The sequence below is a fragment of the Hymenobacter glacieicola genome (assembly GCF_014640315.1).
In the GTDB taxonomy this organism is placed as follows: Bacteria; Bacteroidota; Bacteroidia; order Cytophagales; family Hymenobacteraceae; genus Hymenobacter; species Hymenobacter glacieicola.
In genome coordinates, this window is sequence record NZ_BMGS01000004.1 from 366,541 (window position 1) to 388,990 (window position 22,450).

A 22,450-nucleotide genomic window follows, 5' to 3' on the forward strand; every position below is an offset into this window, starting at 1 on the left:
TGGCTGCGCCCGGCTGCCCGGGGCCGCAACTGGCCTGCGCCATCCACTCGGCCATATTTCTTGTAGTTTACCAAGGCCGGTAGCCTATCTTCCAGCCCAGAATAGCTTCCGGCGTACGCTCCCATCCAAACCCCTATTTTTGCCAGCCCATTTCCCTGGGTTTCCTGCATGTCGCAACGAGTACTGGTATTTCTGACGGGTTTGCTACTGCTCACGGCGCTGGGCTCCTACGTGTATTACCGCCGCACTGTAGCGCGCGTACCCGTGGACCCCTGGGCCCTGGTGCCCGACGATGCCGTGCTGGTTACCGTCACCCGCGACCATCCTACGCTGGTGCGCCACCTCAAGGAAACCCAGCTCTGGGACAACCTGACGGCCGTGCGCTACTTCCAGCAGATGGAAGACAACCTGGCCCTGGCCGACAGCCTGACCGGGGGGCGCAACGTGGTGCTGCGCTTTCTGGGCCGGAAGCGGGTCTTGACTTCCCTGCACGTCACGAGTCCCGGCCGCTTCGATATCCTGTTTCAGGTGCCCATCAGCAGCGTGCGGGAATACCGGCAAGTGCGCAGCCTGGTGGAAGGACTCAGCCGCGACCCGCGCTTCCTGGTTACTACCCGCGACTACCGGGACGAAGTGCTGACCGAGGTACGGCCCCGGTCCGGCGCGGGGGAGGGCGTAACCATGCTCAACTACCGCAACCACCTGCTGATCAGTGCCAATCCGGCGCTGGTAGAGGCCGTGGCCCGTCGCCTGGAAAACCTGGATGCCTCTACCGTCGCGGCCGAGTTCCAGAGCACCGATTACTTTCAGCTCCGCGACGTGGATGCCACCCTACTGCTCAACCAGCGGCGGCTACCCCAACTCATGAACGTGTTCTTTCGCCAGGAGCTGGGCACTGAAATAGCCGCCGTGGCCAGTCTGGCCCGCAACGAAATGGCCCAACTCAAGCTGGTCGGCAACAAGGTGGTCCTCAACGGTTTTGCCAACCCCGAAACCGCCCGCGACGCCCTGCACCAGCGGCTGGTGGGCCAGCCCGCCCAGCGCCTGCACATGGCCGAAGTACTCCCCTTGCGCACGGCCCTGGTGGTGCACCTGGGCCTGGGCCCGGCCGCGGCCCTGCGCGGTACCCGCCAGCCCCTGACCCTCACCGACTCCCTGGCCCCGGGTGTGCAACCTCTCCTGGATAGTCTCACGGCTCAGCTCAGCCAGGAAGTAGCTCTGTGCTACCTGGCAACGGCCTCGGCCCGGGCGCGGCCGGGCAAGCTGGCGGTGGCTTACACGGCCAACCCCGCGAAGGTGGGGCTGCTGCTGGGCCAAATGCGGCGGGCCGTGGGGGCCAGCCCGGCCTTTGGGCGGGTGGGGGCCTATCAGCTGCACCAAACCGGCGTGCCCGAGCTTCCGCAGCTGCTGCTAGGGTCCTTGTTCAAGGGTTTCGGGCCGCAGCCGGTGGTAGCGCAGGTAGGCAATTACGTGGCCTTTGGCGACGACGAGCCCGCCCTGCGCCAGTGGCTGACGGATGTAGCGGCCGGGGAAGTCTGGAGCCGCTCGCCTACCCAGGTTTCTTTCCTACAAGATACCCAACCCCTGGCCCGGCTGAGCATTATGCTGGACACGCGCAACTGTTGGAACCTGCTGCTGCGGGGCCTGCAGGAAGAGCGCCGGGCCGGACTGCTGCGCAATGAAAGCCTGTTCAAGCGCTTTCCCCAAATTGCCATGCAGTGGGTGCCGGCGGCCAACGAGCGGGAAGCCGGCGCCCAGTACTTCACCCAGTTTGTGTTGCGCCACCCGGCCGTAGGGCCCGCCGTGGCCCGCCCCCAAAACCCCAACGGCACGGGCAGCGTGCTCGATTTTAAGCTACCCCTCAGTTCCTCGCCCGAGCTGGTAACGGTAGCCGGGACCAAGCTGCCGGGCGTGCTGGTGCAGGATACGGCCCGGGTGCTTCACTACGTCACCCCCGACAACGTGGTGGCCTGGTCTGATTCCTTGCCCGGGCCGGTAGTAGGACCGATTTACCGCCTGCCCGGCGGCACGGGCGTGTTGCTGGCTACTCCCAGCCAGCTGTTTCAGTACAATAGCAGCGGGCAGGTGCAGCCCAACTTCCCCCTGAACCTGCCCGATACCGTGCGGGCTACCTCCCTGAGCATTTCGCCCCCCGCCGGGGGCGCGGTGCGGCGCCTGCTGGTGGCCGGGGCCAGTGGCAACCTGTTTCTCTACGATACTCAAGGCCGGGCCTACCCCGGCTGGCAGCCCAAGCAACTGGAGTTCCGGCTGGCCGGTCCGCCCCAGTACCTGACGGTGGATGGGCGCGACGTAGTTCTGGTGCTGCTGGAAAACGGCTACGTGTACGCCTTCGACCAGGCCGGCGCGCCCTATCCCGGCTTTCCTATTAGTATAGGGGCCCGCCTGGGCAGCGGCGTGCTCGTGGAAACCGGCACCTCTTTCAGCCGCACCCGCCTCACGGTGGTTAGCCAGCGCGGCGAGCGGGTCACCTTCAACCTCAGCGGCGACGTGTTGAGCCGCGCCCGGGTGGCCACCTGGAGCCGTACCACCCAGTTCCGGCTGGTTCCCGATCAGGAGCAGCGCGCCTACGTGGTGGTGCGCGAAGACGGGGGGCAGCTGACGATGTTCAGCCCCGCCGGCCAGCAGTTGCTTAGCCAGCGCTTTATCACTTCGGCTCCGCGCTCGGTGCAGTTCTTCAGCTTCGGGCCGGGGCGGCAGGTGTACGCCCTCACGGAAACCGGCCCCGGCAAGGCCTACCTCTACGATGCCCGGGCCCGCCTGGTGGGGGACCAGCCCTTCGACAGCAGCACCCCCCAAATTGGGCTCACCCATGACCCCGCCACCGGCTTGTACCACCTCTTCCGGGTAGTGGGCAATGAGCTGCGCCGCACCGACGTGCGACTGGCCCAGTAGGCGGTGATTCGGTGAGGTAGTGAGGTAGCGAAACAGTGGTTGCGCAGGGAAGTAAAAAGGGGGCAGCGAGTTAATAAATAAGCCCGGCTGTCATCCTGACGAAGGAAGGACCTTATCCCGCGTAACGATAATCGTAATAACAACTTGTTCTCGCGGGATAAGGTCCTTCCTTCGTCAGGATGACAGCCGGGTTCCACTCGCCTATCCGGCCACTAACTCACTACCTCACCGCTTGGTTAGCCAGCCTTTGCGGTAGAAATAGGTGAGCTGGCCGATGACAATTAGTGCCAGCACTGCCAGAAGAATGGGGTAGCCCCAGGGACTGTAGAGCTCCGGCATGTTGAGGTAGTTGATGCGGCCGTCGGGGGCTTCGCGCTGGAAGTTCATGCCGTAGAGACCCACCACAAAGCTGAGCGGAATGAAGATGCTACTGATAATGGTCAGCACTTTCATGACCTCGTTGGCCCGGTTGCTCTGGTCCGACATGTATAGGTCAATCAGGCTGCTGACGGTTTCACGGTAGCTTTCGGCCAGGTCCAGGGCCTGAATGGCGTGGTCGTAGCAGTCCTTGAAGAATACCTTGATTTCTTCCGGTATTTCCTCGTCGGGCAGGCGCAACAGCTCGGCAATCTTGTCGCGCTCCGGGTACACCAAGCGGCGAAATCGGACGATGTCCTTTTTGATGTGCAGAATCCGGTTCAGTACCCGCCGGTCGGAGTTGCCCTGGAAAATGCGCTCCTCCAGAACCTCCAGGTAGTCGCCGATGGCGGCCATGGTGGGGTAGTAATGGTCGAGTACCACGTCGGTGAGGGCGTAGGCCAGGTATAGGGAGCTGCGCCTGCGGATGGTGCTGCGGGTGGAGCGCAGTCGCTGGCGCACGGCCTCCAGGCAATCCTCGTAATCATCCTGGAAGGTGAGCACGTAGTTGGGGCCGGTAAAGATGGACAGCTGATCGTCGTCGATGTCGAGCAGGCGGGTAAACTCCGTCATGCGCGAAACCAGGAACAGGCCGTCCTCGGTTTCCTCCACTTTGGCCCGCTGAAAGTCGCCCAGCACGTCCTCCATTTGCAGGGGGTGAATGCGGAAGTCCTCCTGCAGGCGCTGCATCAGGGGCAGGTCGTCGTAGCCGCGCACGTCAATCCAGTGCCGGCGCTCGGGGTGCTGGCGGAAGTACGCCAGTAGGTGGTCGTAGTCATGATATTCCCGCTCCTCCAGAAAGTCATCGGCGTAGGAAATCAGAAACAGCCGGGGTTTCAGGGAGTCCTCCCGAACAACCAGCGTGCCCGGGCGCTGCCCCACGGCCTGTTGTCGGGCTTGGCGCGTGGCGTCGTGGTCGGCAATGCCGCGGGAGTGGAGCTGTTCTTCTTCCTCCTCCTGCAAGGGTAGGACGGGGGGCGGGGTAGTAGTAAGGGGAGTGGGCTCAGGGGCAGACATCATCAAAAGCAAGCGGCCAATTGTGGAGGTAGTTTACGGCATTCACACCAATAAAGCTTTGCCTGGCGCAAGGTAGCGGACAAATTGTGGGCGCTGGTGGAAAGCCAGGGTTGCTGATTGCAAGTACGCTGGGCCCTTCACCAGGCCTTCTCAGTGGCTGGTTCCGACTAAAATCCTTGTACTTTCGCCCGCTGTTTTGCCCCTAACCGTGCCGCCTTTGCTTTCTCCTGCTGCCTCTCCTCTTTTCTGGCCGCTGCCCGCTGGCGGTGGGCAGTACGCGGTTCGGCTGCAGCTGGAAGCAGGCTCGGAGCCCTTGTTGCCTTTGGCGTATTCGCCGTGGCTTTACCTCACGCCGGCCCACCTAGCGCTCCAGAAATCACCAGGCGAGCCGCTGCATTTTTTTCTGGAAAATAGGGAAGTGGGCCAGACGGTAGCTCAGCTTTCAGTGTTCGAGGGCGAAGACCAGACCGAGGCCCGCAGCCCCTGGCAGGCACCTTTCGGGGCCGTACAAGCCGCCGACGGGCTATCCGATGCCGTACTGCGGGCTTTTTTGGAGGCGGTGCAGGAGCAGCTGCAGGGGCGCGGAATCCGGCAGCTGACGTTGCGCCCCCCCGCCTTTGCCTACCAGCCCCGGGCCAGCGCCCAGCTCACGCACCTGCTCACCCAACTGGGCTACCGCGTAGAACTGGCCGAAATAAACATGCATCTGCCGCTTACCCGCAGCTACCGGGCGGGCCTGCACCCCTCGGAGCGCCGGCGCCTGCTCAAGTGCGAGCGGCACGGCCTGCGCTTCGAGCAGGAGCCCCCGCTGCTGCTGCCGCTGGCTTACGAGTTTCTGCGCCGCTGCCGGGAAGAAAAAGGCCAGATCTTGTCCATGCCCTTGGAGCGGCTGCAGGAGCTGTTTCAGAAGTTTCCGCGCAACCACTTCCTGTTTTCGGTCAGGGACGCCCAGGGCGAGTGGGCAGCCCTGACCGTGGCCATTCAGGTAAGCCCCGACGTGCTCTATAACTTCTATCCGGCCAGCCCGGTAGCCTACAACTCTCTGAGCCCCGTGGTCTTGCTCAACGCCGGGCTGCACGCGTTTGGCCAGGCCAGCGGCATGCGGCTGCTGGATTTGGGCACCTCCACGCTGCCCACGGGGCTAAATCAATCATTACTGCAGTTTAAGCGCCACCTGGGGGGCGTGGCCAGCCTCAAGCTGTCGTTTACCAAGGCTCTGTAATGTAGCGGGCCTCGGCGGCCGGTAGTCGGGCACGCCGTTGCGGCGCGTAACTTGCGGGCCATGGCAACTCCCTCTTCCGCCCCAGATTCCCGGCCTGAGCCCCGCGCGGCCGTGCTGGGCCACTTTCTGCGCGGCTCCCTGGGCTCGGGCGTGGCCGTGGGGGCGCGTACGGCGGGAGCCTTGGTGCTGAACAAGCTGCTGGCCGTGTACGGCGGACCCGGTGGCCTGACGCTGCTGGCCCACTTTCAGAACCTGATGGCCTTGTTTACTACCCTGCCCAACGATGGGGTACACGTGGGGGTAGTAAAATACCTGGCACCGCTACGCGCCGGCTCGGGCCGCTACCGGGCCTGGCTGGGGGCGGGCTTAGTGCTGAACCTGGCGGCCCTGGCAGTGGCGGCCCTGGCCTTGCTTCTGGTACCCCAGCCCTTAGTGGCCGTGTTCGGGATGGGCCTAGGATGGGTAGCGGGCCTCCTGATGGGGCTGGCTTTGCTTACGGGGCACGCCTTGGTGGTATCGGTGCTGCTGGCGGCGGGACGGCTGCGGGCCTACGTGGGGCTGACGGTGCTGCTGAGCTTGCTGGGACCGGCCGTGGTAGCGGCGGTGCTGGTTGGAGGCGGCTCGATACCGGCGGCCCTGCTGGCCTACTTACTGGCCCAGGGCGCTACCCTGGGGCCCGCGCTGCTGGTAGCGCACCGGGCCGGCCTGCTGCCGCCGTTGCGGGGCCGGGTTAGCTGGGCCGGCCTGCGGGCGTTGGGGCGCTTTCTGCTGATGGCCCTGAGTGTGCTGCTGTTCAGTAAGGCCGTAGATTTCAGCTTGCGCCAGGTGCTGATCCGGCAGTTTGGGCTGGGGCCCACCGATTTGTGGCAGGCCGTGGCCAAGCTCTCCGACAACTACACCATGGTGTTTTCGGCCCTGATGAGCAGCGTGTACTACCCCCGCCTGGCGGCCCTGAGCGGTCGGCCCGCCGAGCGGCGGCGGTTGGTGCGCACGGTACTGGCCCTGCTGGCTCCCGGGCTGGCTGCGGGGCTGGGGGCGCTGTGGCTGCTGCGCGGGGGGCTGCTTACCGTGCTCTTCGATGCGCGCTTTGTGGAAGCCAACTTTCTGCTGGGCCCCCAGTTGCTCAGCGACTGGCTGAAGTTTCTGACCTGGGTGCTGCTGTTTCTGCTCACGGCCCAGGCGCGGGTGGGGCAATATGTGGCCGTGCAGGCAGTTTCGGCCGTGGTGCTGGCCCTGCTGCTGGCGCTGCTCTTGCCCACCTACGGCCTGCTCGGGGCGCCGCTGGCCCAGGCCGCCCGCTATGGCCTGCTCCTGGCCTGGTGCCTGTGGTTTTTCCGACGGGAGCTGGGCAAGTAGCATAGGAGAGGTCAAGTAGCATTCAACCAGCCGCTGGCTGCTACTTGCCCTCTGCTGCCTGTGGCCTCTGCGGCTTGGCAGAATGTCCTGCCGCAGAAGCCGCCTGCTGGTTGTTTTGTTGCCCGCGTAGCGCCCTGCTGCTAACCTCCGCGCGCTTCCGGGCTATTACCCTGCCCCCGCTTCACGGCTCAAACTTGTTAACTTGCCGGTCCCATGTCAGCTGCTCCCGCCTCGCTTGTCTCCATTGTGGCTTTGTGCTACAACCACGCCCGGTTTCTGGAAGCGGCCCTCGACTCCATTGCTGCCCAAACGTACCCCAACCTGGAGGTAATTCTGGTGGATGATGCCAGCACCGACGAGAGTCCGGCCATTCTGCGCCGGTACGCCGCCGCGCACCCTAGCTGGCAGCTATACCTGCTCCCGGAAAACGTGGGCAACTGCCGGGCTTTCAACCACGGGTTTCGACTATCGAAAGGAGAGTTTTTGCTGGATTTCGCCACCGATGACGTGCTGCTGCCGGAGCGTATCAGTCAGCAGGTCCGGCAGTTTGCGCAGGTTGGGCCCCGCTGCGGCATGGTGTATTCCGATGCCGAGCTCATTGACGAGGCCGGCCAGCACGTGCGCTACCACTTCCGCCGCGACGCAAGCGGGCAATTGCACCCGCAGCCCGCTTCCGGCCTGGTCTTCGCCGAGGTGCTGGCCCGCTATTTCATTAGCACTCCCACCATGACCATGCGCCGCACCGTGCTGGAGGAGCTGGGCGGCTACGACGAGAGCCTGGCCTATGAAGACTTCGATTTCTGGGTTCGGGCCAGCCGCAACTGGGAGTTTCACTTACTGCTCGAAGTAACCACCCAGAAACGTCTGCACCCGCAGTCCATGTCGCGCAAAGGCTACCGCCCCCACGACCCCTACCTGGCCTCCACCATCCGGGTGTGCCGCAAGGCGCTGGCCCTGTGCCGCACGGAGCAGGAGCGGGCGGCCCTGGCCGTGCGCGTACGTTGGGAAATGCGCCAGGCTATCCGGCACCGCAACCGCCCCGAGGCCCGGGAACTGTACCAACTGCTGCGGGAGCTGCGCGACGTGCGCCCCCTGGACTGGCTGCTGGCCCGGGCCTGCTAAAACCCGGATACGTCGAACAACGCTACCGGCCCGTCCTCGGCCACTAGCCGGCGGCGGGGGTACCAGCTCAGCACCGAGTCGGGGGAGTAGCGGATAAGCTTGCGGGTAAGCTCATCGTTGCTGAGGGTAGCACGGTTGAGCAAAAGCCAGGCGTGCTGGCCCGGGGCCAGCTGCACTGAGTCGCGGGCCCAGTAGCGGCGGTAGTGCAAGCCAGCGGGCGGACGGAAACCGTAGTAAAAGTCGTAGTTGCCAATTAGGTAATCATCCACAAAAACCACCCCTTGGGCGGGCGCCTGCAGGTGCTGCCGGATGAGACGGTCCTGGGCAAAGTGCCCTGAAACGGAAGGCTTGCGCATAAAATACAACGGCCGAATAGCCAAGGCGCCCGCCAGCACGAGCACCGTCAGGGCAGTTAGCCCGGGGGTGCCGGCCCGGAGGCGGGCGGGCCACCAGGGCCGGCTGGCGCCTACTCCTAGGAGCAACACATACAGGCCGGGAAGGGCGTAAAGAACCGCAGCGGCATTGCGCAGCCAGGCAGCGGCTAGGAGCCATACTAACCCCGTTGCTATGGCCCACCAGCCGGTCCGCTGCACTACCGTGCGCAACCCGAAGCCCGCGGCCAGGGCCAGGGGCGGGAGCAGGGGAGTAGTCATGCGCGGGAGCAAGCTGATGGGATTGTACTGGCTAAGTGAGGTGCTCCCTACCCAGTAAAGCAGCAGCGTACTCAGGGCCAGCAGCAGCCAGAACCGCCGGTCCGGGGCCTCGGCCGGCGGGGCAGCCGGTCCGGTTTCTGCCGCTGCAAGGGGTGTGGGGCGGCCCACGGCCACGGCGGCTAGCATCAGCATCAGGCCCAGGCCAGCCCCCACGAAAAAGGCCAGGGGCTGCCAGGTTACGCGACTGAGCAGGGCCGCCCGGTTGCCGGCCAGGTAGTTTCCTTCCTGCAAAAACTGGTTGGTCTGCTCAATCAAATGGATGCGGTAGAGGGCATCGTGCGTGTAATACTGGTAGAAGCCCAGGTAAGCGGCCAGCAGGCCGGCGCCGGTAGCCAGCGCCACCCCCCAAAACCGCCCGTGCCGGCGCTTATAAGCATCCCAACCTAGCACGCCGAGGTAGAAGGGCAGGTAGTACACAATGGTTTCCTTGCTCAGCAGGGCCGCGAAGGAAAGCGCGGCAAACCCCGCCCCCCACCGGCCCGCTGCCCGCCCCGGCTCCCGGCCCCGCAGCAAGGTGCCGGCGCCGGCCAGGCACCAGAACATCAGGATGTTATCGGGGTAGAGGTAGTTGGTTAGGTTGAGGGTGAAGTAGTGCAGCCCCAGCAGTAGCATGGCTGCGGCCGCCACCAGCGGCTCCCGCCGGCGGTACAGGCGCCAGATGAGCACCGCGCAGCCCAGCGTAGCCAGCAGGGGCCACAGGGTGGTGCTGAGGATGTTCAGCCCAAACAACGCGTAGCACACAGCCACCGGCCCAAAAATCAGCGGCCGCTCCTTCAGCGGATCGTGCAGGAGCCCCAGCGGGTCGGGCTCCACCCGGAAGGTGCCCGTGAGCAGTTGGTGGGCGTAGCGAGCGTAGAAATAGTCATCGAGGGCGTAGAGGCCTTCGTGGGTAAGCAGGAAGTAGGCTACGGTCAGCCCTACCACCAGCAGCAGGGTCCAGTCGGGCAGGCGGGAAGTCAGGCGGTTCACCAAGGCAAGGTAGTAGGCTGATGGGGAAGTTGCAGAGCAGTGAATCTGTGCAGTATTCTGGCGAGGAGCCACGCCGCCGCCCCGTCCTCTCCTCTGGTATAAGCTCAGAAACGTAACCAGCCTCTCGCCTTGGCAGAGATTAAAGACTGGTTCCATCCTGAGGGGTAGCACGCTGGCCAAGACGGCTGGCGTCGCGCTGCTCGCCCTGACAACGCCCTCAATCACCACTTCGCAACTTTCTTATTTCCCCACTTCCCCATCTGCCCACTACCTTGCGGGCCATGATGCTGCGCCGTCTTTACGTGCTGGGTTTGCCGCTCCTGCTCTTGTTGGGTAGTGGCCTGCTGCTGGGCTGCTACTTCGAAACGAATGACGACCTAACGATTATAGAGCTGTTGCGCGGCACTACGGCCGCCACCCCCGTAACCGATCTGCACCTGTACTTCCACGGCTACGCCGCCTTGTGGAGCCGCCTGTACGCCGCCGCGCCCTACCAGCCGTGGTACGCCTGTACCTTGTATGGACTGCTGTATCTGGCTACTGTGCTGGTGGTTGCGGTGCTGCGCCGGCTGTTGCGGGGGCACGCGGGGCGCTGGTGGGGGCTGGCATTCGTCGTGCTGTTCTGGGGGGTAGCCTGGCTGGAGCATAGCTTCTGGTTTAACTACGCGCGGGTGCCGGTGCTGCTGGCCGGGGCGGGGTTGTTGTTTGCGGCCCAGCGGGCTCCGGCCCGCCGGGCGCTGGCGGTGGGGCTGCTGGCCTTCGGGTTGGCTTGGCTGATTCGGCCGAGCGCGGCGCTGCTGGGCGTGGTGGTGGCGTTGCCCGGCGCGTGGTGGTTGGCGGGCCGCCGAAGTTTGCCGCTGCTGGTGGGGGTAGGGGCCTGGGCCGTGGTAGGCGCCCTCTGGCTGAACCTGACCTGGAGCCCGGCCGCCGCCACCTTCCGTCGCCTGGATGTGCTCAAGTCCAACCTCAACGATTTTCAGCTTGCCGCCCCGCCGTTGCACCCCTTAGCGCCCCGGGACAGCCTGGGCCTGGCCGCCGCCCGCCATTGGCTGCTGGCCGACTCCACTCTAATCAACGAAGCGTTTTTTGCCCGCGCCGCGCCCTTTCGGCCCGCGTATTTTCTGCTGCACACGGCCCCCGGCAAGCTGGGCAGCGTACTGATTCAACTAGCGCGCGACTATTTCCCGCTGCTGCTGCTCGTGCTGGCTACTTGGGGGCTGGTTTACAAGCAGAAAGCCGGCGGCTGGCAATTCTGGGCCGCGCAACTGGCGTACCTGGGACTTACCCTGGGCCTAGGCACGGTGCTGAAGCTGCCGCCCCGGCTGGCGCTGCCCCTGCTGGATTTCTGGGTGCTCAGCAACCTGGTATTTCTGCTTCGCGTGCCGGCGGCCGTACTACCCCGGAGCGCCCCGCAAACGTTGCTGCTGGCGCTGGTGGTAGCGGCCGTGCCTTATGGCTACAAAACCTGGCACCGCAGCGGCGTGCTGGCCCGGGAGCAGCTGCGCAACCGCCTGGAGCGGCAACCCCTGCTCGCCGGTTCGGCCATCCTTTCCCCCGATCAGCGCCTGGCCTTGTCGGCCCCGCAACGGGGGCATGAGCTACTGCATGTAAGGCGAACTGGCAGGGCTAAGGTGGTCGTTACGGATGCGCTGGAGGAAACCTACAAGTCGGAGTCGCCATTTACCGAGGGGCATCCGCCAGCGCGCGAGTATTCTTTTGTGCTGGCTCACGGGCCCCGAATCATGTCGGTAGCTGGCTGGCAGACCCTGCACCCCGCCCAAACGGTTCTGCTTTACTACCTTACCGGTACGCGCAACTTCACCGAGGCTCTGCGGCGACTGGGCAGGCGGCCCGATGTGGCCTGGGTGCTCACAATAGAAGGCGCAGCCCTGCTCAATCGGCAGCTTACGCTGGAGCGGCGGCCCGGGCAGCCCGTTATGCAATTATTTCCTGTGGAGCCGGGTAGCAAGCGCCAGGCAAAAGCTCAGCTTTACGTAATGCGTACAAAATTTTCGCAATAAAGCCCCGAAGCCAAAATTTTATAGGTGCTGCGGGACTTATTCCGACTACGGTGGGGTAGGAGTACTATACCTTTGACTTTGCATATTACTCCCTTCACCACCCGTTGCCATGATTACTGACTCCGTAACCTCCCGAGCGGAAGTGCTCCAGCATATGGAGCCCTATGTAAAAGAAAATATTGGCTCCTTTCTCAAAAGCGTGGAGACCAGCTGGCAACCTTCGGATTTTCTGCCTGATCCGCGCCAGGAGAACTTTTTCGACGAAGTAAAGCTGCTCCGTGAGCGGGCCAAAGGCCTGAGCTACGACCTGTTGGCCGTCCTTATCGGCGATACGATTACCGAAGAAGCCCTGCCCAATTACGAGGCTTGGTTTCATCAGCTCGACGACCTGAACCGGGACCATGACAACGGCTGGGCCCAGTGGATTCGGGGCTGGACGGCCGAGGAAAACCGCCACGGCGACCTGCTCAACCGCTACCTCTACCTCTGTGGCCGCGTGAACATGCGCGAGTTTGAGGTCAGCACCCAGCACCTGATTGCCGACGGCTTCGACCTGGGCACGGCGCATGACCCCTACCGCGCCTTTGTGTACACCAGCTACCAGGAAGCGGCTACCAACCTTTCACACCGCCGCGTGGGCACCCTCTCGCGCAAAGCCGGCGACGACCAGCTCTCGAAAATCTGCGGCATGATTGCCGGCGACGAAACCCGCCACGCTCGCGTGTATCAGGGCTTCGTGGAGAAGATTTTCGAAGTCGACCCCTCCCAGATGATGCTGGCCTTCGAGGACATGATGCGCAAGAAAATTGTGATGCCGGCCCACTACATGCGCGAAATGGGCGTGGAAATGGGTAAAACCTTCGGTCACTTCACCGATGCCGCGCAGCGCCTGGGCGTGTACACCAGCCAGGACTACACCGATATTCTCGAAGGGCTGATTGCTACCTGGCGAATTGACCAGATTACCGGCCTGAACGGCGCCGCCGAGAAAGCCCGCGAATACATTATGGCTCTGCCCAACCGCCTGCGCCGCGTTGCCGACCGCATGCCCATTCCTCGTCTTGAGTACAAGTTCAAGTGGATTGAGTAGGGTAGCGCTACTGCACCAAAAAAGCCTCCGCAAGCAATTGCGGAGGCTTTTTTATGAAGGCTAGAGACGACTACTTGGCGTCCATAGATTGGCCCATCACCAGCTTGCCCGAGTTATCGAGGGTGTACTCCACGGTGCGCGTGCCGGTGGTAGTGGCGGGAGTCGAGCCGGCCGTAGTGCCTGCCGTGGTACCAGCGGTGGCCGTAGATGTGCTAGCCACGGGGAAAGTGCGTACCAGCTTGTTGCCGCTGATTTGGTAAGTGTCCTGACCGGAGTAGCCCATACCGGCGTTGCCGCCCGGCGTGCCAGGAGCCGTGATGGGCGTGTAGCCGCGCTCGGCAAACTCAAAAGCGTACAGGCCCCCGTTGGCGCGCTTGTTGTCGGTCATCACGTACAGCTCAGGCTTGCCGTTGCCGTTCAGGTCGGCGGAGGCGACGTTGGTAACAGCGCCATTTACTTCCACGCGCAGCGGGTCAATGGTTTGGGCCGTCCCGCGGTAGGAGCGGATGCTGATAAACCGGGGCTCCTGCGAGCCGTAGGACTTCACGGTGAAGCGGTAGTCTCCCTGCGTTACTTCGCGGTTAAAGCTTACATCACTTTCATCTACGGTAGGGGAAACCGGAACTGATTCGGCGGAGGATTCGCTGGCCACGGGGCGCGTCGAGTCGCAAGCCGTCAGGGAAGCCGCTACAACGCCGGTAGCCAGCAGCAAACGAGGGAAAGAAGAAGTGAGCATGGTAGAAGAGGTATTAGGGAATAGTCCTGAGGTAGCGTACGAGACTTCCCGTACGCTAGGTTCGCCGGGGAGAGTTCAGCGTTTGTAAACGCAAGGTAAAGATATTGAGTTGTATTTTTTCTATTATATATTGATTAAAGGGCTGCCCACTAAGAATATAGCAACAAATTGATGTTCAGCGATACGCCGCCTCAACTGCAGTGGCACTGGTTGAGCTGAAAAAGCGCAACTACAACACCACTTGCACGCCCTTCCAAAAGGCCACACGGCCTTTGATTTGCTCGGCGGCTTCCTTGGGCTCAGGATAGTACCAGGCGGCGTCTTTGTTCAGCTCCCCATTCACACGCAGGGAATAGTAGCTAGCCCGGCCCTTCCAGGGGCAGGTAGTACCCGCAATACTGTCCTCGAAAAACTCCCGCTTAATGGATTCCGGTGGGAAGTAATGGTTGTTTTCTACTACTACGGTGTCATTGCTTTCGGCTACAACCGTATTGTTCCAGATGGCTCTCATACACTCAGCGAATTGTGACTTAGTGAAATAGTGAATATGTGGGCTTGAGAAAGCAGTAAGAGAGTGGCTTCTGGGCACTTCTCGAACTCCGTAATTTTCAGCCCCGACTGTAGAAACGAACATTGCTACCCCAACGGTTGTTCTGAAAGCTCATTCCCCTTTAATATGTCCGCAGGCTTTCGTTTTCGGGACTACGTGCCCGAGGAGTCGACTGAAAAAGGCTTCGACTCCCTTTTCAAGATATTCATGCAGCTTGTCACCATCACTAGCGGCGACGTGGGCGAGGCCCTCTCGTGGCTAAATGAGCTGGATAAGCAGTACGGCCTTACCGATGACGGCTACGGTATGGGCGACTTTATCGAGGACCTGAAAAAGAAGGGTTACATCGATGAGGACCCGCAGGAGCCGGGCGCGTTTAACATCACGGCCAAAAGCGAACAGAACATCCGCAAGTCGGCCCTGGAGGAAATCTTCGGCAAGCTCAAGAAGTCAGGGCAGGGCAACCACCGCACGCCCCACACGGGCCAGGGTGATGAGCAAAGCACCGACATGCGTGAATTCCGCTTCGGCGACTCCCTGGACCAGATTTCCATGACGGAGTCTATTCGCAACGCCCAGCTCAACCACGGCATGGAGGGCGACAACTTCATGCTGACGGAAGGCGACCTGGAGGTGCGCGAGAATGAGCACAAGTCGCAGACTAGCACGGTGCTGATGATCGACATTTCGCACTCCATGATTCTGTACGGCGAGGACCGGATTACGCCCGCCAAAAAGGTAGCCATGGCTTTGGCCGAGCTGGTAAAGCAAAAGTACCCCAAGGATTTCCTCGACGTCATTGTGTTCGGCAACGACGCCTGGCAGATTGAGGTGAAAGAGCTGCCGTATCTGCAAGTGGGCCCTTACCACACCAATACGGTGGCTGGCCTGGAGCTGGCTCTGGATCTGCTGCGCAAACGCAAAACGCCTAACAAGCAGATTTTCATGATTACCGACGGCAAGCCCACCTGTCTGAAGGAATCCAACGGCTATTATAAAAACTCCTTCGGCCTCGACCGGAAAGTGGTCAACAAAACCTTGAACCTAGCCGCGGCAGCCCGCCGCCTGAAGGTGCCCATTACTACCTTCATGATTGCCTCGGACCCCTACCTGCAGCAGTTCGTGGAGGAGTTTACGCAGGTAAACCAGGGCAAAGCTTACTATAGCTCCCTGAAAGGACTAGGTCACCTGATTTTTGAAGACTACAAGCGCAACCGCCGCAAATCGGTGTAACTGCCTGAGGCCTCTTACGGATTGTATTTCCATGAAAAAGCCGCTAACGTAGCATGTTAGCGGCTTTTTCATGGAAATACGGTTGGGTACTGCTGGCAAAATAGTGGACTAGGCCGGAAACTCCAGGTTGAAATGCTCCTTCAGCACGTCGTGCACCATTTTCTTGGTTAGGGGTTTATTCATAAATCCGTTGGTGGGCAGTTGCTGCAGGCGGGCTACGTCGCGGGGGTTAAGAGAGGTAGTCAGCATCACAATAACCACGGACTGCTTGTGGTCAAAGGAAAGGTCCTGGTAAGCATCCAGAAAGTCAAAGCCATTCATCACAGGCATGTTGATGTCGAGCAGAATCAGGGCGGGGCAGGTTTCCTCGGTGCTGTTCTGCTCAATGAGTCGTAGCGCCTCCCGGCCGTTTTCTGCCACCAACACCCGGTCGGCTACCCCCAGATTTTCCAGTAACAACCGATTAAGAAAATTGGTGGTTTTGTCGTCGTCCACCAGTAAGATGCAGGAAAGCTTATCCATTCGTACGTATGAATTATGCTGCAAGTAACTACTCCTAGTCCGGAAGCCTAGTGCACCCGGTTAATGCCGAAAATAGACCTGAAAAGTAGAACCTACCCCGGTTTGGCTGGTTACGGAGATTTTCCCGCCGGCATTTTCTACCATTTTCTTGACCATGTACAGCCCAATGCCGCTGCCCTCAACGTGGTTATGAAACCGGCGGAACATGCTAAAAAGTTGTTCCTGATGCTCCTGCTCAATGCCCAGGCCATTGTCGGCCACAGTCAGGACGTGGTACGCTGGGGTAAGTTCGCAGGCAATGCGGACCAGCGGCGGCCGATCCGGGGCCCCGTATTTCAAGGAATTGCTCAGCAGATTATAGAGCACGGAACGTAAGTTTTTTGTCGAAAACCGGATGGCCAGCTCCGCCGGAATTGTGCTGACAAAGCGGCCGGCCGCGCTAGCGCGCAGCGGCTCTAGGTCTAGGCACACGTCCTGCAGTACGCTGGCCAGCTCCACCATAACGGCTTCCTCGCTATTTTCCTTTTGTAGCTTAACGATGTCCGTAAGGTTGGCGATGGTTTTGGTGAAGCGGTCCACAGACTCCTGCATCATGTCGGCGAGGTGCTGCACCTGCCCCGAGTGCCGGGTGTCGGGGGGCAGCGTCTGCAACAGGGCGTGCAGCAATCCCTCAATATTGTAAATGGGGGCCTTTAAGTCGTGGGAAGCGGTGTATACGAAGTTGTCTAGGTCGTTGTTGGTTTGCACCAACTGCTCGTTCATTTGCTTGAGGTCCGTAATATCAATGGCCGAACCCACGTAGCCGTACAGCTCGCCGTTGGGGTAGTAGCTGGGTGCCCCCTGGGCTAGCAACCACCGGTACTGCCCGTCGTGGCGCCGCATGCGGTGCTCAAATCGGTAGATGGTTTGGCGGCTGATGGCTTCGGTCAGGATATGCTGGGCGTACTCCATCTCCTCAGGGTAGAGGTAGCTGGCCCAGCCTACCCGCAAGTACTCCTCCAGGCTAACGCCCACAAACTCCAGAAAGGCTCGGTTCACGTAGCGAATAGAAGAATCGGGGTGCACGGCCCAAACCTGGTTGGGCGCCGCGTCGGCCATAATGCGAAACCGCTCCTCGCTTTCCTGCAGCTCCACGGCGTACTCCTCAATGCGCTGGCGGGCCAGCATCAGGTCCGTCACGTCGGCCCCGGTGTTCACGATGCCGTAGACGCTGCCATCGGGGTTGAGCAGAGGCGTGAAGTTATAGTGGTAGTAAAAGGTCTGGGGTGCCCCTGCAATAACAACTTCTATCCGTTGATTACGAACGCCGAACGGCTGGCCAGTAGAAAACACTTGGGCCATTTGAGCAAAGACTTCCTGCCCCTCAAATTCGGGCAACACCTCGGCAAATGGCCGGCCCAGCACATCGGCACCTTTCCCCCAGGCCTGCAGCATGGCCTGGTTGGCCGACTGTATGCGCAGGTTCTGGCCTACGTGCACGCTAATTGGGAAGGGCGCGCTATCTACCAAAGAGCGAACCCGCCGCTCGCTTTCCTCCACCTGCTGCCGCGCCACTACCTGCTTTGTCACGTTGTGCGCCACGCAGAAAACGCCAGCCGCCGCTGTGTCAGTGGAGTTTTCGAAGTACGCCTGGTAGGTGAAGTTGTAGTACTGCACCGGCTGCTCGGGCCCCGCAAACTGCACCGGATACTCGGTGCCGAAGTATGATTGTCCGGTATTGCGCACTTGCTCCAGCAGCTCGGCAAAGCCGTACTCCCGAGCTTGGGGTAGGGCCGTGAACAACGGTTGGCCCGTTACGGCCGGGGTAGTGCCCCAGAAACGGTGCATCTCATCGTTGGCCAGCTCAATCGTGTTTTCCGGCCCCGTGAGAATGCAAACGGCTACCGGAGCCTGCAAAAACAGCCCGTAGGTTTTCTCAATCTTGCGCAGCTCCCGCTGCTGGTCCTGCTCCCGCACCCGTTCGGTAACATCCTGTATGGTGTGCAGTAGGTGGTGTACCTGTCCGGCGGCATTCAGCAGCGGTTTGGTGAGGCCGGACCAGTAGCGGGTCTCAAGCACCCCCGCCGTATTGCGCACCTTGTAACGCACAACGGGCATCTGGTCGGGCTGCCGGGTGTGCGCCGCGTTTTGCAGGGACGTTCGCAGTGCTGATAAACCGGCAGCTGTGGGGGCGTCCGGGGTTTTGGGGTACACCGTAAATACGCTGTGGCCAAGCACTTGCGGCCGGGCCTGGGCCGTCAGCTTAAGTAGGTCACTGCTGATAGCCAGAATTGCATAGTCAGGAGCGTTAGGCTCTACCAGTACAAAGCTGCCCGGCAGAGCCTCAAAAGCTGCCTGGTAATCCACGGGTTGGTCTGGCACGGAAGGCGAAGGCTGAGATGAGGGGAAGCAAGGTAGCAGAAGGCTAAAGATATTACTACCATAGACAACCGCCGCTCCAGGCCTGTGCTCGGGTTAGCGCGGGCTGTGTAAGGTTCAGTCTAGCGTAAATTAGCAGGCACATCCTCAGTTAGTTAGCCAGCGGTGCGGGGCGCGGTGCTACCTTAACGCCGATTTTGCTATCCTGTCTGTATGAAATATCTGATGCCAGTAGTATTCGTGTTAAGCGGCTGTGCTACCCCCCGCACCTTGTTGCCCCTGGCCGCGCCCGTGGCCGTAGCGGCTCCTACTACCGCGGTGCTGCGCGGCCGGCTTCTCCACGCTGCCCCTTACGATACCGTGCGGATCTGGCGCAAGCTGCCGGGCCCGGCCGAGCGCGGGCAGCAGAAATTTCCGGTAGCGCCCGATGGCTCGTTTGAAGTCCGTCTGACCGGCCTCACTGGGCCCATCGACGCTCAGCTGGCTATGGGTGATGCGCTGACGGTGTACCTCAGCCCCGGCGACTCCCTGGAGCTGACCGCCGACCGGCAGCAGCTGCTTGCCACCCTGCGCTTCCGGGGGCGCGGGGCCCACGCCAACAACTACCTCACCCAGGCCCAGCGCCATTTTGACTACAACTTTGGGGAACTACCCGAAAACGTGCACGCAGCCCTACCCCCCGCCGAGTTCCGGCAGCAGGCCGACGCCTACCATCAGCGCCAGCTCGATACCCTAGCGGCCTGGCAGGCCCGGCAGCCCCTGCCCGCGGAACTGGTGGCCTTGCGCCGGCAACTGCTGGAATTGCAGCGCGGGCTTTCGGTGTTGCGCTACGTGGGCCACCGTAAAGGCCTGGCCCAGCGGGAGCCCGAGCTGCCCGCCGGTTACTTCGATTTCCTGCAAACTCTACCCTTACCCGCGCAGGGCCTGTTTGCCGCCCGCCCCACGTTCGCTCAAACTTTAGCCTTCTTCCACGGGGCCTACAGTTACGTGTTTCTGCTGCCGCCCTCCGATCGGCTGGCCCTGGCGCCCAACCTCCCGGATCAGCTTTACGCGCCTGCTACAGCCCACCTGGGCGAAACTACCCTGCGCGACCAGGTAATTGGGGAAATGCTGTTGAGGCAGCTCTACGATTTTCCGACCAGCCGCGCGGCAGTAGGGGCCGTGCTGCCCACTTACCTGGCCCGTACCCATGACTCCACGTACGTGCGCAGTGTGCGCCACGCCTGGCGCGTAACGGGCGGCTTACAGGCCGGCCAGCCGGCCCCAGGCTTTGCCTTGCGCGACGCCCGCGGCCAAACCGTGACGCTGGCCGACTTCCGGGGCAAGGTCATCTACCTCGATTTCTGGTACAGCAGCTGCGCCCCCTGCTTGGCCGAAGCTCCGGCCGCCGTGAAGCTGAAAAAGCAGTTTATGGGTCGCGACGTAGTTTTCCTGTATATCTCCGTGGACCGCAAAGCCGCCGACTGGCAGCAGGCCCTAGCCAAGTACCCGCTTACCGGTCCAGGTAGCGTCCACCTGCTCGACCCCGGTGGGTACCAGGCCTCCTCGGCGTACGGCGTAACGGCCTTCCCGAGCTACTGGATTATCGGGCGCGACGGCCGCATCTGGCGCGGGGCGGCGCCCCGGCCTTCCGCCGGAACGGAGACAATGCAGGCTCTGGAGCAGGCTTTGGCGCAAAAGCCTTGAGCTGCGGCAGGAGCCGGACAGGATGGTGGCTAAGAATAATAGGGTAGGTGGTACTGGCCCAGTGGCACGGTGTTGGCTGCCCGCTGGTACCAATCATTGAACACCAGCTCCAGGGTATCTACTTCAAATGAGCCAATAGGTGTTTGCTGTTCCTGCTGCAGTAGGGCTACTAGGTGGGCTGGGTTGCGAAGCGGCGCCGTGAAGCGTACTACCGTGGAGTGGGCCGTGCGCAGGGCGTAGCGCTGGTCAATGGACTGCAACAAGCCAGAGCGCCGAAACCCTACCCGCAGCTCGTTGCGCAACTCTTCCAGGCTGTCGTCTTCGGGAAAACCCTGCACCATAATACTGCCCGCAGAAGCCGTCAGGCCGGCGTAGCGGATGCGGAATGGGCCCACCCCGCGCAGAATACTACCGACCAGCTCTCGGTAATCCGCTGAGTTGATAAGCGCCAGGGAAAACCCGCTGTAGCAGGAGATAATCGAGAGAATGGTAAGGTGAATGTCAGGGGCGGGGTAGTAATACTGATCGGGCTCGGCGCGCCGCAAATCGGCCAGCACAGCGGCAATGCGGGTTGTAATGCCGGCCGGAGGACGCGCCAGCAGAGTAAGGCCCCGGCGGGCGTCTTGCTCCGGCGCGTTCAGAAGCTGGTCAAGCGCTGCCCCATCGTGCAGGAGCTGCCCCATGGCGGCCGTACGCATGGCGTTGTAGTGCTCTTCTAAGCTCATAGCAGATAAGGGTAAGGGAATGATGGAACGGTGCCAAGCGGTTGCCCGCCTTTTCTGCGTAAGCGGGGTAGCCGTTTTTCGCACGCAGCCTACCCCCGAAAATACAGCCGCACGCATAGCCCATAATTTTCTTCCCGAACCAACCGCCCCGCTTCCTAGTTATACTACTACCTCCGCCACCTGAACCGAACTGCCACTAGTCCGGATTCCGCAGGGTGGCCGGTAATTCACTCCCCGTATGACGCAACCCGACATCCGCACCCTCGGTGCCCTGAAGAAATCCGGCTATCAGCCCCGCTCCGTGAAGCAGGAGCTGCGCGACAATCTGATTACTAAACTGCAAAGCAAGGAAGACGTGTTTCCCGGCATTTATGGCTACGAGGAAACGGTCATTCCCGAACTCCAGCGGGCCATTCTGGCCGGCCACCACATCAACCTGCTGGGCTTGCGCGGCCAGGCCAAAACCCGCATTGCCCGCCTGTTGGTAGGCTTGCTCGACGAGTTTATTCCCGTAATCGAAGGCTCGGAGCTGAATGACGACCCCTTGCAGCCCCTGTCGGTTTTCGCCAAGAACCTGATTGCCGAACGCGGCGACGATACGCCCGTCACCTGGCTGCACCGCGACGACCGCTACACCGAGAAGCTGGCAACCCCCGACGTGTCGGTGGCCGACCTGATCGGCGACGCCGACCCCATCAAGGCCGCTACCCTGAAGCTGCCGTATTCTGATGAGCGAGTGATTCACTTCGGCCTGATTCCCAGGGCCCACCGCGGCATTTTCGTGATTAACGAGCTGCCCGACTTGCAGGCCCGCATTCAGGTGTCATTGTTCAATATTCTGCAGGAAGGTGACATTCAGATTCGTGGGTTCAAGGTGCGTCTACCCCTGGACCTGCAATTCGTGTTCACGGCCAACCCCGAGGATTACACCAACCGCGGCTCCATCGTGACGCCCCTCAAGGACCGTATCGACGCCCAGATTATCACCCATTACCCGAAATCCATCGAAATCGGCAAGCGCATCACCAAGCAGGAAGCCCGCATTCGGGAGGAGCAGAAGGGCATGGTGACCAGCAACGAAATTGTGCACGATTTGGTGGAGCAGGTAGCCGTAGAGGCCCGCGGCTCCGAGTTCGTGGATGCTAAGTCGGGCGTGTCGGCCCGCCTCACCATCTCGGCCTACGAGCAGGTAGTGGCCGGGGCCGAGCGCCGCGCCCTCATCAATGGCGAAAAGAATACCTACGTGCGCGTCGGCGACTTTATTTCGGCCGTGCCCGCCATTACAGGCAAGGTGGAGTTGGTGTACGAAGGCGAGCAGGAAGGCGCGGGCATCGTGGCCGAAAAGCTTATGGGCAAGGCCGTACGCACCCTGTTCCTGAACTACTTTCCTGACCCCGACAAAGCCAAAAAGCTGAAAGGCCGCCCCTCGCCCTACAAAACGGTGCAGGAGTGGTTTGGCAGCGGCCACACCGTGGACATGCTCCACGACGCGTCCACCAAAGACTACCGCGCCGCCCTCGACCAAGTGCCCGGCCTGCGCGACATCGTGAAGGAGTTGCACCCCAACGAGGACGAGGAAACCACTTACTTCCTGATGGAATTCCTGCTCCACGGCCTCTCCGAGTACAGCCTGATTTCCAGAAACCGCCTCACCGCCGGGGCCCAGTTCAAGGACCTGCTCAGCAGCATGTTCACCATGCCCAGCTTCGGCGAGGATGACGACGAGGACGAGGACGAAAAGCCCCAGCGCGGCCGCCGCCGGTAGCCTGTTGGGTAGTCCTGACACAAAAAAGCCCCGCG

16 protein-coding genes are annotated in these 22,450 nt (G+C 61.8%); 9 read left to right on the top strand and 7 right to left on the bottom strand.

From position 1 onward, the window contains the following. Positions 1-168 precede the first annotated feature (168 nt). Positions 169-2,913, top strand: a complete 2,745-nt coding sequence (locus tag IEW18_RS09510; RefSeq protein WP_188557600.1) for a PQQ-like beta-propeller repeat protein — start codon at positions 169-171, stop codon at positions 2,911-2,913. Positions 2,914-3,138: 225 nt separating this feature from the next. Here the strand turns inward: IEW18_RS09510 and corA are convergent, their stop codons facing one another. After that, the gene (corA, locus tag IEW18_RS09515) at positions 3,139-4,350 is read right to left on the bottom strand and encodes a magnesium/cobalt transporter CorA (RefSeq protein WP_188557601.1); all 1,212 of its coding nucleotides are present in this window, start codon (positions 4,348-4,350) and stop codon (positions 3,139-3,141) included. Between the two features lie 214 nt (positions 4,351-4,564). Here corA and IEW18_RS09520 point away from each other — a divergent pair, with 214 nt between their 5' ends. The 3 genes from IEW18_RS09520 to IEW18_RS09530 all read left to right on the top strand — a co-directional run bounded on the left by IEW18_RS09520 (position 4,565) and on the right by IEW18_RS09530 (position 8,047). Continuing rightward, positions 4,565-5,569, top strand: a complete 1,005-nt coding sequence (locus IEW18_RS09520; protein ID WP_188557602.1) for a hypothetical protein — start codon at positions 4,565-4,567, stop codon at positions 5,567-5,569. A gap of 60 nt (positions 5,570-5,629) precedes the next feature. Beyond that, positions 5,630-6,925 (top strand): MATE family efflux transporter, encoded by a 1,296-nt coding sequence (locus tag IEW18_RS09525; RefSeq protein ID WP_188557603.1) that lies wholly within the window; start codon positions 5,630-5,632, stop codon positions 6,923-6,925. 213 nt (positions 6,926-7,138) lie between these two features. Further along, a complete protein-coding gene (locus tag IEW18_RS09530; RefSeq protein WP_188557604.1) occupies positions 7,139-8,047 on the top strand; it encodes a glycosyltransferase in 909 nt (302 codons plus the stop codon). On the opposite strand, the gene IEW18_RS09535 is transcribed toward IEW18_RS09530, so the two are convergent. Further along, positions 8,044-9,729, bottom strand: a complete 1,686-nt coding sequence (locus IEW18_RS09535) for an ArnT family glycosyltransferase (protein WP_188557605.1) — start codon at positions 9,727-9,729, stop codon at positions 8,044-8,046. The two genes, IEW18_RS09530 and IEW18_RS09535, sit on opposite strands and share 4 nt — an antisense overlap. Before the next feature lie 281 nt (positions 9,730-10,010). On the opposite strand from IEW18_RS09535, the gene IEW18_RS09540 reads away from it, so the two are divergent. Beyond that, positions 10,011-11,750, top strand: a complete 1,740-nt coding sequence (locus IEW18_RS09540) for a hypothetical protein (protein WP_188557606.1) — start codon at positions 10,011-10,013, stop codon at positions 11,748-11,750. A 109-nt stretch (positions 11,751-11,859) separates the two neighbouring features. Further along, positions 11,860-12,840 carry an acyl-ACP desaturase gene (locus tag IEW18_RS09545; protein WP_188557607.1) on the top strand — a complete coding sequence of 327 codons (981 nt, stop codon included), beginning with the start codon at positions 11,860-11,862 and terminating at the stop codon, positions 12,838-12,840. Between the two features lie 70 nt (positions 12,841-12,910). Here the strand turns inward: IEW18_RS09545 and IEW18_RS09550 are convergent, their stop codons facing one another. Continuing rightward, positions 12,911-13,576 carry a hypothetical protein gene (locus IEW18_RS09550; protein ID WP_188557608.1) on the bottom strand — a complete coding sequence of 222 codons (666 nt, stop codon included), beginning with the start codon at positions 13,574-13,576 and terminating at the stop codon, positions 12,911-12,913. 229 nt (positions 13,577-13,805) lie between these two features. Further along, a complete protein-coding gene (locus IEW18_RS09555; protein ID WP_188557609.1) occupies positions 13,806-14,087 on the bottom strand; it encodes a DUF427 domain-containing protein in 282 nt (93 codons plus the stop codon). 165 nt (positions 14,088-14,252) lie between these two features. Between IEW18_RS09555 and IEW18_RS09560 the strand changes: the two genes are divergently transcribed. Continuing rightward, positions 14,253-15,359, top strand: coding sequence for a vWA domain-containing protein (locus tag IEW18_RS09560; RefSeq protein ID WP_188557610.1), 1,107 nt, complete (start codon positions 14,253-14,255; stop codon positions 15,357-15,359). 108 nt (positions 15,360-15,467) lie between these two features. On the opposite strand, the gene IEW18_RS09565 is transcribed toward IEW18_RS09560, so the two are convergent. Continuing rightward, on the bottom strand, positions 15,468-15,881 hold the full coding sequence (locus IEW18_RS09565) for a response regulator (RefSeq protein ID WP_188557611.1): 414 nt from the start codon (positions 15,879-15,881) through the stop codon (positions 15,468-15,470). 60 nt (positions 15,882-15,941) lie between these two features. Beyond that, a complete protein-coding gene (locus IEW18_RS09570) occupies positions 15,942-18,242 on the bottom strand; it encodes a PAS domain-containing sensor histidine kinase (RefSeq protein WP_188557612.1) in 2,301 nt (766 codons plus the stop codon). A gap of 210 nt (positions 18,243-18,452) precedes the next feature. On the opposite strand from IEW18_RS09570, the gene IEW18_RS09575 reads away from it, so the two are divergent. Continuing rightward, positions 18,453-19,925, top strand: a complete 1,473-nt coding sequence (locus IEW18_RS09575) for a TlpA family protein disulfide reductase (RefSeq protein ID WP_188557613.1) — start codon at positions 18,453-18,455, stop codon at positions 19,923-19,925. Positions 19,926-19,954: 29 nt separating this feature from the next. Here IEW18_RS09575 and IEW18_RS09580 read toward each other — a convergent pair whose 3' ends face one another. Beyond that, positions 19,955-20,650: a 2'-5' RNA ligase family protein gene (locus tag IEW18_RS09580; protein ID WP_188557614.1), complete on the bottom strand. Its 696-nt coding sequence runs from the start codon at positions 20,648-20,650 to the stop codon at positions 19,955-19,957. A gap of 238 nt (positions 20,651-20,888) precedes the next feature. Between IEW18_RS09580 and IEW18_RS09585 the strand changes: the two genes are divergently transcribed. Beyond that, positions 20,889-22,415, top strand: coding sequence for a sigma 54-interacting transcriptional regulator (locus IEW18_RS09585; RefSeq protein ID WP_188557615.1), 1,527 nt, complete (start codon positions 20,889-20,891; stop codon positions 22,413-22,415). Positions 22,416-22,450: the final 35 nt, after the last annotated feature.

Excerpts from the sequence above, each read along its gene's own strand:
- IEW18_RS09510 (WP_188557600.1), top strand. The coding sequence starts at position 169 with ATGTCGCAACGAGTACTGGTATTTCTGACGGGTTTGCTACTGCTCACG.
- corA (WP_188557601.1), bottom strand. The coding sequence starts at position 4,350 with ATGATGTCTGCCCCTGAGCCCACTCCCCTTACTACTACCCCGCCCCCC.
- IEW18_RS09525 (WP_188557603.1), top strand. The coding sequence starts at position 5,630 with ATGGCAACTCCCTCTTCCGCCCCAGATTCCCGGCCTGAGCCCCGCGCG.
- IEW18_RS09530 (WP_188557604.1), top strand. The coding sequence starts at position 7,139 with ATGTCAGCTGCTCCCGCCTCGCTTGTCTCCATTGTGGCTTTGTGCTAC.
- IEW18_RS09540 (WP_188557606.1), top strand. The coding sequence starts at position 10,011 with ATGATGCTGCGCCGTCTTTACGTGCTGGGTTTGCCGCTCCTGCTCTTG.
- IEW18_RS09545 (WP_188557607.1), top strand. The coding sequence starts at position 11,860 with ATGATTACTGACTCCGTAACCTCCCGAGCGGAAGTGCTCCAGCATATG.
- IEW18_RS09550 (WP_188557608.1), bottom strand. The coding sequence starts at position 13,576 with ATGCTCACTTCTTCTTTCCCTCGTTTGCTGCTGGCTACCGGCGTTGTA.
- IEW18_RS09555 (WP_188557609.1), bottom strand. The coding sequence starts at position 14,087 with ATGAGAGCCATCTGGAACAATACGGTTGTAGCCGAAAGCAATGACACC.
- IEW18_RS09560 (WP_188557610.1), top strand. The coding sequence starts at position 14,253 with ATGTCCGCAGGCTTTCGTTTTCGGGACTACGTGCCCGAGGAGTCGACT.
- IEW18_RS09565 (WP_188557611.1), bottom strand. The coding sequence starts at position 15,881 with ATGGATAAGCTTTCCTGCATCTTACTGGTGGACGACGACAAAACCACC.
- IEW18_RS09575 (WP_188557613.1), top strand. The coding sequence starts at position 18,453 with ATGAAATATCTGATGCCAGTAGTATTCGTGTTAAGCGGCTGTGCTACC.
- IEW18_RS09580 (WP_188557614.1), bottom strand. The coding sequence starts at position 20,650 with ATGAGCTTAGAAGAGCACTACAACGCCATGCGTACGGCCGCCATGGGG.
- IEW18_RS09585 (WP_188557615.1), top strand. The coding sequence starts at position 20,889 with ATGACGCAACCCGACATCCGCACCCTCGGTGCCCTGAAGAAATCCGGC.